The following is a 12,521-nucleotide window of genomic DNA, read 5'->3' on the forward strand; positions in this document are numbered from 1 at the left end:
CGCAACGATGACAAAAATGAACCCGAAAAATGAGCGGATCAAACACGAGTATTTCTCATATTTGGAGGAAGCGAAGCGCATGTCGCCTGACAGCGTTGACGATGCGGCAGCGGCCATCGCTCAATTTGAGGAGACCACCCGTCACAAGGATTTTGCCGCTTTCCACATTGAGCAAGCCAAACGGTTCAAACGCCATCTTTCTGAGACCCGCAGTAAGCAAACCGGGCGGCCGCTCGCAAAATCCACCATTCATTCGCGCCTGAATGCAGTGAAGGCGTTCTTCTTCTGGTTGGCGGGTCAGCCCGGCTACAAGTCGAAGATTAGCTATTCAGACTGCGACTATTTCAATCCGTCGGCCAATGATGCCCGGATTGCCACAGCCCGGCGCGAAGCGCGTACGCCGACGATCGAGCAGATTCGGCACGTCCTGGAAACTATGCCGACTGGCAGCCTGATTGAACAAAGAGATAGGGCCGTCATCGCGTTCACGCTTTTGACGGGTGCTCGAGATAATGCGGTCGCATCTTTCAATATTGGCCATGTCGATCTTGAGCGCCGAACTGTTTTCCAGGATGGCAGCACGGTCAGAACCAAGAACCGTAAGACCTTCACGACAGCCTTTTTTCCAGTCGGCGATGATGTTGAGCAGATCGTTCGCGCCTGGATCGAAGCGCTTCAAAGAGATTGCCTGTTCGGGCCTGATGATCCGCTATTTCCGGCTACTCAAATCGGACTCAATCAGCGCGGAGAGTTTCAGCCGGACGGCTTCAGACGCGAGCATTGGGCGAGCGCTGATGCTATCCGCAAGATCTTCAAACTAGCTCTTGAAGCGGCCGGCTTGCCGTATTTCAATCCGCATAGCTTCCGAAAAACACTGGCACTACTCGGCCAGCAGATTTGCCGAACGCCGGAAGAGCTGAAAGCCTGGAGCCAGAATCTTGGGCATGAAAACATGCTCACCACGCTTACGAGCTACGGCACGATCGACCCGCACAGGCAGCGGGAATTGATCTCGTCACTGCAAAAAGCCGAACCTACTGGCTCCGACCGAGAAATCACGCCGGAACTGATCAATAAGGTTCTCGATCATCTCAGAAGCCACGCCTGATGCCTTGCATGCCGCCTTCACTGCTTTCGGCCTCAAATCGACACTGGCGTGTGAAGGAGAAAACAGTACCCTTAGTTGAGGGCTGCAGGAAATATCGAAATCTGTATGAAAGCCGAGCGAGCAAATCCGCAGCAATTAGCGGCAATCGAGACGCTGGACGGCCCAGTTCTCATTGTGGCCGGCCCTGGATCGGGTAAGACGTTTTCGTTAATTGAGAGAACGCTCAATCTGCTACTGAATCGGAAAGTCGCGCCAGAACGTATTCTGGTTTCAACCTTTACCGAGAAGGCAGCGAACGAACTTAAGACGCGCCTGACCGGCCGGATGCAGCAAGCGGGCTCCAAGCTTAACCCTTTGGATCTAACCGTTGGCACCCTGCATTCGATCTTCCTGGATATTCTAGACGAGTTTCGGGCGTTCTCCAGCATTCGCCGCAATTACACGATCCTCGACCAGTTCGATCAGCAATATTTCGTATATCAGCGTCTTGCTGAGTTCGACGATATCGATGGATTGGATGTGCTTATCCGACCGTCGAACAGACTGCCGACTTGGCGTGTCGCCGAAAATCTTTGCGGTTATTTGAACAAGATCGCGGAAGAGGCCGTCGATGCACGAGCATTGGAAGGCGCTTCACAGACTGAACTTGTGGCGATGGGAGCAGCGTATAAGCGCTACCAAGGGCTGCTGGAAAAGTTCAACTATGTCGACTTCTCGACGATTCAGGTCGAAGTTCTGCGGCTACTCGAAATTCCAGAAGTCGCAGACAAGCTTTGCGCGCGTTTCGACTATCTGATGATAGACGAGTATCAGGACACCAATACGATCCAGGAGCGGATCGTTTTGAAGCTCGCGTCGAGACATTCGAATATCTGTGTGGTTGGTGATGACGATCAGGCCCTTTATCGCTTCCGAGGCGCATCGATCCGCAACATTCTTGAGTTTCCTGACCGTTTTGCTCCAGGGCAATGCAAACAGATCAATCTCACTAAGAACTACCGTTCCCATCCCAAGATTGTTGATTTCTACAATGACTGGATGGAACTCACCGACTGGGAAGGCGAAGAGCGCAGCTATCGCTATCCAAAGACGATCGAAGCAGAGAGCGCTGATCGAGCCGAACGCCCCGTCGTTTTCAAGGTCCCTGGTGAAGACGGGAAAGACAATTGGGCAGAGGAAACGCTAGCTTTCCTTCAGAAGCTTCGAACCGACAAGATCATCAAAGACTGGAATCAGGTCGCCTTTCTGTTCCGCTCTGTTCGGAATGCAAAAGTGGTTCAATTCGCGAATGACCTCGAAGCGTCCGGCATTCCCGTCTATGCCCCTCGCTCAAACATGTTCTTTGAGCGTGAGGAGATACGCCTCCTGATTGGCGCATACATGTTTCTCTTTCCGCAGTACGGAACGATCCGCACAACACGGGAGGGAATGAACCTCGAAGTCTGGGCCTACTATGACAGCTGCCTGGCTGACTTTATCGCCCATCTTCGAACCGGCGACGATGAGCAAATTGCGGCTTGGGCAAAGGCGACTGCTAAACGTCATCTAACGCTGGCAGAGAATACCAATTACTCCTTCGCTAGCCTGTTCTACGACCTGATCCAGTTTCCGACCTTCAGCCGCTTTCTTGAAGCCGACGTGGCGCATGGCGGCGTGCGTGATAGTCGGCCGGCGCGCAACCTCGCCAAGTTCTCTCGTCTGCTGAACAAGTACGAGTACCTCTACAACGTCATTATTCTTCAGCCCGAACGGCTGGAGCGCGATCTCATCACACTGTTCAATCTGTTCATGAGATTTCTCTGGGATGGAGGCATCGAAGAGTATGAAGACGAGTCAGACTACGCACCGTCAGGCTGTGTCTCTTTCATGACCATTCACCAGTCCAAAGGGCTCGAATTTCCAATCGTCATTTGTGGGTCGCTGGATGCGGTCCCACGTCGTCAGACCTCGATGCTTGACGATCTCCTGGAAGATGAATTTGGCGACGGCGAACCGTTCGAGCCAGCCGATCGGATCAAGACATTCGACTTTTGGCGCCTTTTCTACACCGCCTTCTCTCGCGCGCAGAATATGCTTGTTTTGACGTGCCAGGAGAACACGCCGAAAGGCAAAGGCCAGCGGAACGTGCCTTCAGCTTACTTTCAACCGGTATACTCGCCACTCAAGAGTTGGCGAGACCTGACATTTGATCCAACGGTTTTCGAGTTGGCCGAGGTGGATCCTAGCAATCTGAAGAACAGCTACTCCTTCACGTCTGACGTGCTGGTGTTCGAAGGCTGCCCGCAGCAATACCGCTTCTTCAAGGATCTCGAATTCGCGCCCGTCCGTACAAACGCAATTCTGTTCGGTACGCTGGTTCACCAGACGATTGAGGACATCCATAAAGCGGTCTTGCGAGGCGAAGAGAGCATCGTGACGACCGACCAGGTCGACCGATGGTTCAAGACGAATTACGCGAATATCTCTCAGAAAGAGCGCGTCTATCTGGCCGATTACGTCCTTCGCGTCGCGCGCGAGCATGTTGCTCGATATGTCGACCGGGAACGATCTAACTGGTATCGCCTGCGGGAAGCAGAAGTCGAACTTAGCCTACTGAAAGAGGACTATGTTTTGACCGGCAATGTCGATCTCATTCAGGCTGAGGATGGCGCATGGGAGATCATCGATTTCAAGACTGAGAAGAAACCGGACCTGATCAGCGATGCGGACAAGCTCGCCCGTTATCGCCGACAGCTTCAGATTTATGCGCATTTGTTTGAAGAAAAACGAGGCGTGAAGGTCGACAGAATGGCGCTCTATTACACAAGCGAGGAATCCGGAAATCCGAGAATCGTGTTTGCTAGAGAAACGTCGGATATCAAAGGCACAATCGATAAAGTCGACGATGTAATTGGCCGGATCGTCAGCAAAGATTATGGCATCGAGGAACGACCGGAAAAGCTATGTAAGAATTGCGACTTTCGCGCGTTCTGCGACATGACGTTCTGTCGAGCCTAGCCCTGCAGATGCCAAACTCACCGAAAGAGTAGAACACTATGACTAAAAACGAGCAGGACGCTTTCGAAACGTTTGAGTTCGATCTGCCTCCTATTCGGGGATTTCCGGAGTTGCGCTGGGCGGGCAAACGTCCATTTCGTTCAACTCAGTACTTTCCTGCGCAGAAGAAAGAAGCCTATGGCGATCCGACGGATGGCTGGTGGAACCGGATTTACTGGGGCGACAACCTGCAGGTCATGTCCCATTTGCTTCGGGAGTTTCGAGGACAAGTGGACCTGATCTATATCGACCCACCATTCGCGTCCGACGCCGACTATAAGAAAAAAATCAAGATTCGTACCGAAAACATCGAAAGCGATTCCGCCGCATTCGAAGAAAAGCAGTACGCAGACATATGGACTCAAGACCAGTATAATCAATTTGTCTACGATAGGCTGGTGCTCTGTAGGGAGCTGTTGTCTGAGAGCGGCTCAATTTTCCTGCACTGCGACTACAGAAAGGCACATCACATTCGGTGTATTCTCGACGAGGTGTTCGGTCCTGATCGCATGCTGAATGAGATAATTTGGAAACGAACGTCCGCTCGTAGTGATTCAAAGACATTCAACCACATCCACGACGTCCTCTTTTTCTATGGAAAGTCGCACGACTATTCGTTCAATCAAATTTTTGTTCCGCATGATCCTGCATACATTAAGAAGTACTATAGCTACGAAGATGAGGACGGACGTCGCTTTGCTACCATAGATGCGACCCAGGCCGGCTTGCGAAACGGGTCATCAGGAAAAGATTGGCGTGGCTTCTCTCCCTCAAGCAAGGGCAATCATTGGAAATTTTCGATCGAAGAGCTTGATCGGCTCGATGCTGAAGGAAGAATCTACTGGCCCAAAAAGGAGGGCGGTTGGCCGCGATTGAAGAGCTATGAAGACGAGCTGAAAGGGGCTGCCATTCAGTCCATTTGGACTGATATTAAGGCGGTAAATAGCCAAGCAGCAGAGCGGGTCGATTATCCGACTCAGAAACCCACAGCGCTACTGGACCGCATTATTAGATCTTCCTCACCCAAGGGAGGTCTGGTTTTCGACTGCTTCATGGGTTCGGGCACCACTCAGGAAGTCGCGATGCGCTTGGGACGTCGATTCATAGGCGCCGACATCAATTTGGGTGCTATTGAAACGTCAACGAAGCGCTTGATTGCTGCCCGGGCAAACATCGAGCATGGCAACGATGATTTGTTCACCGACAATGAGCAAGCTCCATCGAAACTTTATACTGGATTCGAAGTTTACAACGTCAACAATTACGATCTCTTTCGAAATCCAGTTGAAGCTAAAGAACTGATAAAAGAGGCCATGGAGCTGCAGCCTCTGGCTCCTGGTAGCGTATTCGATGGCCAGCACGAAGAACACCTTGTGAGAATCATGCCTGTGAACCGCATTTCGACAAGGGCGGATCTTAACGAAGTTATTAACGGGCTCGACTTCAAAGCGTTTGAAGCGCGTGCCGCCAAAGCGCCAAACAAGCCCGTAGAGCGCATTCACCTTGTCTGTATGGGGCACGAGCCGGACTTGGGACCTGAGCTCGAAAAAGCTGCAAAGCCTTTCGATATTGAGGTCAAAGTTACTGACCTCATTCGCGACAAAGCGCATTTGCACTTCAAACGCGCGTCTGACGCTCGTCTCAAGATCGAAGACGACCACCTGGTCATTGCGGGCTTCTATCCGCTTAATCTCCTTCAAAAACTGTCCATGGACGCCGAGGCTGTCGATGACTGGCGACAACTCGTCGAAAGCGTGAAGGTGGATTGGAATTATGACGGAGCTGTTCTAACACCGGCCATCATCGACGCGCCGGAGAAAGATGAACTGGTCACTGGCCGTTATCCAGTTCCTGCGGACGCTTCCACAATACGCGTGAAGATTACCGATCTCCTGTCGGAATCCTGGGAAGGCGACATCGAGAATGCCTAAAGCGAAATCGATCCGACAGGACTTCGCCTTCTTCCAGGCGCTCCAAAACTTCTACGCCGACAACAAAGGCACGATCCGACGCCGTTATAAGCTGCTCACAAGGCAGATCCTAGACTTTAACGATCCGGAATTGCGTGCTGATGCTTTTCTACGCCAGCCGCAGTTTGAGGCGCTTGAGGCCTACGTTTTCCTTAAGGAATTTGGTAACAACAGCCACGTCCATGAACTCTTCCGGGATTGGGCAAAAAATGAAGGCCTATTTCATGGCTTTCAGACGACAGGAAGCGATAAGAAGGGCCAAGGTAGCTTTCTTGGATTTCTCGAACTCGAAGGCGATGAGCAATACGAAGAGATCTTTGCCCGCATAAGCGAGCGGGCCAGGTCTTATCCCAACTTCATCTTCGCGCTGACCATGGGGCTCGGCAAAACGATCCTGATGGCGACGTGTATCTTTTACGAGTTTCTGCTCGCCAACAAGTTCGGCAAAGATGACCGGTTCTGCAAGAACGCGCTTGTGTTCGCGCCGGACAAGACCGTTCTCCAGTCTCTCAAGGAAATTCAAACCTTTGATCTCGGACTGGTTGTCCCGCCGGAATACGCAAACTTTCTGCGCTCAAACCTCAAATTCCACTTCCTGGACGACACGGCCTCAACCATCGGCGCTCAGGATGGCTCGAGCTTCAACGTCATCATCTCAAACACGCAGAAGATCATTCTGAAACGTCGAAAAGCCGAACAATCCTCTACAGACAAGCTTTTTGCCGAGCGCCGGGATTCGCTTTCTGAGGTGTACGGAGAGCTCTACGAGATGCTCGGTGAAGATGCGCCAGAAACCGACGCTGATCTGGCCGTGAATGCCCGGTTCCAGCGTATCGCTCGCTTGCCGCAACTCGGGATTTATGTCGACGAAGCGCACCACTCGATGGGGGCGTCGCTCGAAAAGGATCTGGGCCAGGCAAATCAGACGTCCGCTTTGCGCACCACAATCGACGAGCTGGCTAAAGCTCTGGAGGTCAGGAAAACCTCAGTTGTTGGCTGTTACAACTTCACCGGCACACCCTATGTCAAAGATCGGATCATGCCTGAAGTGGTCTACGCTTACGGGCTCAAGGCGGCAATCGATAACAAGTATCTGAAACAGCCGGAATTTGTCGACTATTCGGGCAATGTCAAAAGCAAAGACTTCCTTCGAGAGCTCGTCACGGATTTTTGGACCAATGAAGGTGAAAAACGAAGAGAAGGCATGTTGCCCAAGCTCGCAATTTTCGCCTCCACTATCGAAGAGCTCACCGGCGAGCTTCGGCCAGCGCTAGAGCAGGTCATGGGAACACTTGGAATCCCGACCTCGCGAATCCTAGTGAATGTTGGAGATCCTAAGCACACCACTGCAGAAGAAATTCGCGAGTTCAATCGTCTCGACACGCCGGAATCGGAAAAGCAATTCATCCTTCTCGTCGGCAAGGGCCGCGAAGGGTGGAATTGTCGGTCGCTATTTGGTGTGGCGCTCTATCGGAAGCCGAAATCGAAGATATTCGTGCTTCAGTCGACAATGCGATGCCTTCGCTCGATAGGCGATATCCAGGAGACTGGGCGAATCTACCTTTCGGAAGAAAATATGGAGATCCTCGAGAACGAACTTCAACAGAACTTCCGAGTGACGTCTGACGAGATCGGACCAAAGGCGGGTGAAGAGTCCGAAGTGTACGAAGTTAGGGCTGTACCTCCGCCAATCGTCCTAACGATGAAGCGCCGGCGCGAACTGTTCAAAACGAAGCGCAAAGATCCACCTGACACTATTACGTTCGACCTTTCAGAAGAGGTGATGGAGCGATATCGGGCGGGGATCCGGCGACGTTCAAACATCACGTCTCAGGCAGCCACGACTGAAGACATTACGGAGCGCCTAGAGAACCGAACTTTCACGCAATTTACGCTTGTCGGCGAGATTGCCCGCTATTTCGCTGGAGATAAGATTTCGCCGTTTGAGGTCGAGGACTTACTCGAACGAGCCTCTCCTGCGACTGACGGGCTCGTGGAAGCCGTTAATACGGCTAACGACGTTCTCTACGACGTGATCATTCCAACGCTGTTTCGAGCGCTTTTTGATATCGAGTCATTCGGGAACGAGTCCGAGGAAGAAGTCGAGCTGGTCAAAGGCTATAACTCTTCGACCAATCGGGCACCGACATTTCAATTCAAGGCAAAATCTCACCTGGTCGCTGGTCGCGATTACCCGGAATATTCCAAAGTCAAAGACCGCACATTTCACCTCGACCACTATTGCTTCGACAGCAAGCCGGAGGTCGATTTTTTCAAGCGTGTTCTGAAACTCGAGGCAGACGATCGGATTTATTTCACGGGCATGCTGACCCATGGACAATCAGGCTTCCGGGTGAACTACATCCATCCGGACTCTCATACGGTTTGCAACTATTACCCCGACTTCCTAGTGATGCGCCGAAACGGCGAGATCTATCTCATAGAGGTGAAAGCGAAGTGGCAGGAAGATGATGCCGTTGTCGTCGCGAAGAAGGAATCAGCCGAACAGCTAGCGAGCGACAATCGCTTTCATTATGCGATGCTGACCGAAAGCGATTTTTCGGGGTTCTTGCGAGCTGATGACGGATGGAAGGATTACGCTAGGTCGGAAAATCTCACTTGAGCGAGACTTGTCGATAAGCCGACCGTCGATCGAGACTGCAATTTATACACAATAAGACGCCCGTAGTGATCTCGTGAACGAGACAAGGGAAAGGGGTCTGCCGGAATGAAGCAATTGGTTCAATCAGCCTTCGACACGCTTGGCGCAATTACCTTCACGGCACTCCTCAGCGTATTTAGCGCCATCGTTGGCGGCGTATTTGTGCATTTTTTATTTCCTCGTTTGCTCATGAACAAACGCCATGAATTCGATATCAAGATGGAAAACCATCGTGCGAAGCTGAAGCGTCTTGAACTATTACTGGATCGAGAAATAGAAGCAGCTGACGCGTATTTGAAATTGGCTGAAGAACTTGAACCGAACTATCTGTGGCCCGGAATGGATTGGCATGAGGCCTGCGTTCGATTCTCGTCAGATCTGGGGATCGCGGAGCAGAAGCTGAAAGCATACCTCGCGCGCTATTCGTTTGTGATTCCGGACGAAATGCGCAAGCAACTCCTTCGAGCCGAAAACACAGCAGCTGAGAGCAAGTTTGAGCCTCCGTCAGACGATTTCGAACCTAGCGAAGACGTAGTGGCTGGAGCTGACAAGGTTTTGCGGACAGTAATTGATACTAGAGAAGAGTTGGTAGCTTCCATTCGAGATGGGCGATCGATTTTCAAGTTCGACAATGCATGAAGCCTAAGAGGAGCGAAACGTGCCTTCGCTACTTCCGATCCGTGACGTCGCACTGGACGACATAATATCGGCGAATATCCTTGGCGATGACTCTGACGTCGTAGCGGCTGTGCTGAAGATACATCTGGCTTTAGAGGCCATCCTCATCGAAACAATAGCTATGGTGCAGGCCGAAGATGAAAAGCTACCTTACGGCTTTTGGAGAAAGGTCGAGTTCCTGGCTGATCGACAGGTAATATCTGACACCGACGCGAAGGCTTACGGCCTTTTCAACAAAACCCGTAACGAGATTGCTCACGTTTTTGGTCAGACGGTCACCTTGAACGGCCTGCTAGAGCTTGCTCGCAAACTGGAGGGCTTGCGTGTCGACTTTTCTGATTCGGTCGGTGGATACTCTGAGGAAATGGCTGAAGAGTTCTACGGAGGTACGGCTGGCGTGCTAACTGAAATCGGTTGGTCCCTTCTGTTTCATGCGGGATACAAGCTAGCGGAGGTGGGTGGCAGGGACATATTCGCCACTCAAGAAAAATAAGTGTTGGTACGGCTGTTGGTACGGATTTAGACCGCAAAAAACAATCCATTTGAATTCAAGGTGAGGCATAGCTTGTTTGGTGCCTCTCCTGGCACCAACGGATCCGTTTTCCAGCATAGAATCAATGTCTTGGATGCCCCGCCGCCGGAGTGCGCTGTTGGAATTCGTCACGCAGATTCGAACGCTCAATTGCATAATTGCTAACTATGAGAAGCTCCCTACCCTGGCTTGAGCGAGCCAGCGCTGGACAACTTCATAGCGCTCGCCCAAACATCGGAGCGAGGCCAAAAATGGACGCCAAAACTGTCACGCGCGAAGCGCTATTCCGAGCGGTCTGGGAACGGCCGTTAAACCAGGTCGCCCTCGACTATGGGATTACCGGGACCGGCCTAGCGAAGCTCTGTGATCGACACGCTATTCCTCGTCCCCCGCAGGGCCACTGGATCAAAGCCGAGCATGGGAAGGCCGCTCGACGCCCGGCGCTCCCTGAAGTCAAGGATGGCGCGCCCACGCTGATCACAATCGTGCCGCCAGGCCCAAATGTCCGATCAGCGGGGAATGCCCACGATGGCCTCGCCGAAGCGGGGCTGGAGGCTCCTAAGGTATCTACGATGGTCGTTCCCAAGCGCCTCGCCAACCCGCACCCGATCGTGTAGCGCTGGCTGGACGACTATCAGCGCAGGTTCCTCCGAGCGTCCCAGGACCTTTCCGGTTGGGCGATCAAACCATCGCCATGGACCGAACTCGAACGCCGGAGCCACCGGATAATTAGCACCATTCTGAAGTCGTTGAGCTCGATCGGCATCACGGCCGAGCAAGACGCCAACAAATTGTACGTTTGAGGCGGCCCTGATCGGGTTGAAATTGCGCTGCGCGAAAAGCGCAAACAGATGAAGCGACCGGTCAATAAAGAGGAGCGCCGGTGGCTGTACGACGATCGAACGCATGTGACCGCACTCGAGCCGACCGGCACGCTTCTCTTCGAGATCAAAGAATGGCTCTCCGGGATTAAAAAGACCTGGCAAGAGAAGAATGAATCCCCGCTCGAGGACAGCGTCTCTGAGATCGTCCACACGCTATTCTTCGCGCTGCATCTGCAGAAGCAGCGGCGACTGGAACGTGAGGCGCAGCACCTGGAGTATGAACGCAAGCGACAACTTGAATTGGAAGCGCAGCGACAAAGAGAGCGCGAGCAGAAACGCTGGACCGATCTTGTCGCTCATGCCAGGGCCTGGAAGGAGCGAGAGTTGGTGCGCGAGTTCTTGGATAAGGCTGGCAACGTGGAGGCGATTCAGGATCGTCTGGCCGGTGGTATGTCTTCTGCGGACTGGAAGGCCTGGCTGCGATCGCGGCTATCCTGATCACATCTGTCGATTTCCATTTTTCTGATCGAGCTGAGCGTGATGGCATAAGGCGGTTTCTGGGAAGGAGGTCGACAGGCCGATGTCGGTTAACGCCCTCGCGATCTGTCACGCGAGGTTGGTGGCTGAATTCGATTTCTGACAGATCGCAGAAAATGCGGCCTTGCGGGACGAACTCGCAAGGCCAGTTTGCTCGGAGGAATCGATTTGCTCGATCCTAGCGGATTTCCTGAACCCCGAAATCCGACGCCCCAAGAGCGAACAGCTTCATGATCAGGTCCATCGCCCCGGGCGCAGCCGCATGCGCGTCAAGGGCGGCTTTGCTGTCCCAGACCTCGAATATGACCAGTTGTTCGGGATCAGATGCGCTGATCGCTATGTCGTAAAACTGGCAGCCATAATGGCCTTGGGTGATGCCTGCGAATTCACGGAACAGTGCCAGGGCTTCATCGCGTTTGTCGAGGGGCACACGAAGGCCGCCCTTTGATACAACAACCCTTGACTGGCCGTGCTCGTCGAATGCGTCGCTTTCCGGCGCGAGATCAGCTTTTGCCATGGCAAGCAGTTTTTCCGATGTATCGGGTACCGCGGAGATCAGAAATCGGTCAGCTTTCAGCCCCTCGATCAGCACCTCTGCAGCCTGCCGGGCGGTCTGAATCTGGTCCGCTGACACGCCTGCGGCGAGAATTTCCTTCGGTATGCCCGTCAGGCGGCCAGCAGACATGAAGTTGGTCGCCGTTGCATCGGGACAGAAGACCGATACGCCGATGCCGCGATTACGAGTATAAGTCGCAAGGGCCCGACTATAGGCAATTATGCCAGCCTTGGTGGCAAGGTAGGGACCACCGAAGGGCATGTCATGAAACAGGCCAAGGCCGGAGGAAGTGTTGACGATCCAGCCACCGCCCTGCTCCGTCATGCGAGGAACGAATGCCGAGATGGACCGGCCAAGGCCTGTCAGATTGACGTTCAGCATCCAGTTCCAGTCCTCAGACGGTATCTGCTCGAGAAGCCCACCGACCGACACGCCAGCATGATTGAACAAGAGGTCTACCCGCCCGAGCTTATCGAAGGCGAAGTCGGCGAAAGCATTCACCGAGGCGTCTTCGCCGATATCGCAACTGGTCGCATGCATCTCAGCGACAGCCTGCGCCGCTACACCTTTTGCTGCGGCCCCATCAACATCACCAATAACGACGCGCGCACCAGCCTC

General features: G+C 53.0%; 9 protein-coding genes. 8 read left to right on the plus strand and 1 reads right to left on the minus strand.

What is annotated here, in order from left to right; all coding sequences use genetic code 11:
* Positions 1 to 7 precede the first annotated feature (7 nt).
* From B8746_RS16155 to B8746_RS16190, 8 genes are all read left to right on the plus strand, one after another.
* Positions 8 to 1,108: a tyrosine-type recombinase/integrase gene (locus B8746_RS16155; protein ID WP_084394725.1), complete on the plus strand. Its 1,101-nt coding sequence runs from the start codon at positions 8 to 10 to the stop codon at positions 1,106 to 1,108.
* A gap of 105 nt (positions 1,109 to 1,213) precedes the next feature.
* A complete protein-coding gene (locus tag B8746_RS16160) occupies positions 1,214 to 4,105 on the plus strand; it encodes an ATP-dependent helicase (protein WP_084394726.1) in 2,892 nt (963 codons plus the stop codon).
* Between the two features lie 38 nt (positions 4,106 to 4,143).
* A complete protein-coding gene (locus B8746_RS16165) occupies positions 4,144 to 6,075 on the plus strand; it encodes a site-specific DNA-methyltransferase (protein WP_084394727.1) in 1,932 nt (643 codons plus the stop codon).
* Complete coding sequence (locus B8746_RS16170) at positions 6,068 to 8,737, plus strand: DEAD/DEAH box helicase family protein (RefSeq protein ID WP_084394728.1); 2,670 nt, start codon at positions 6,068 to 6,070, stop codon at positions 8,735 to 8,737. Before B8746_RS16165 ends, B8746_RS16170 begins: the two co-directional genes overlap by 8 nt.
* 105 nt (positions 8,738 to 8,842) lie before the next feature.
* The gene (locus B8746_RS16175; protein ID WP_084394729.1) at positions 8,843 to 9,415 is read left to right on the plus strand and encodes a hypothetical protein; all 573 of its coding nucleotides are present in this window, start codon (positions 8,843 to 8,845) and stop codon (positions 9,413 to 9,415) included.
* 19 nt (positions 9,416 to 9,434) lie between these two features.
* Entirely contained in the window at positions 9,435 to 9,947 is a 513-nt protein-coding gene (locus B8746_RS16180; RefSeq protein ID WP_084394730.1) for a hypothetical protein, read from the plus strand.
* Between the two features lie 290 nt (positions 9,948 to 10,237).
* Positions 10,238 to 10,603, plus strand: a complete 366-nt coding sequence (locus B8746_RS16185; RefSeq protein WP_084394731.1) for a hypothetical protein — start codon at positions 10,238 to 10,240, stop codon at positions 10,601 to 10,603.
* Positions 10,604 to 10,837: 234 nt separating this feature from the next.
* Entirely contained in the window at positions 10,838 to 11,308 is a 471-nt protein-coding gene (locus tag B8746_RS16190) for a hypothetical protein (RefSeq protein WP_084394732.1), read from the plus strand.
* Between the two features lie 217 nt (positions 11,309 to 11,525).
* On the opposite strand, the gene B8746_RS16195 is transcribed toward B8746_RS16190, so the two are convergent.
* Positions 11,526 to 12,521: SDR family NAD(P)-dependent oxidoreductase (locus B8746_RS16195; protein ID WP_084393400.1), on the minus strand; the 996-nt coding region annotated here is incomplete at its 5' end.

It is taken from the genome of Henriciella pelagia, from assembly GCF_002088945.1.
Classification (GTDB): domain Bacteria; phylum Pseudomonadota; class Alphaproteobacteria; order Caulobacterales; family Hyphomonadaceae; genus Henriciella; species Henriciella pelagia.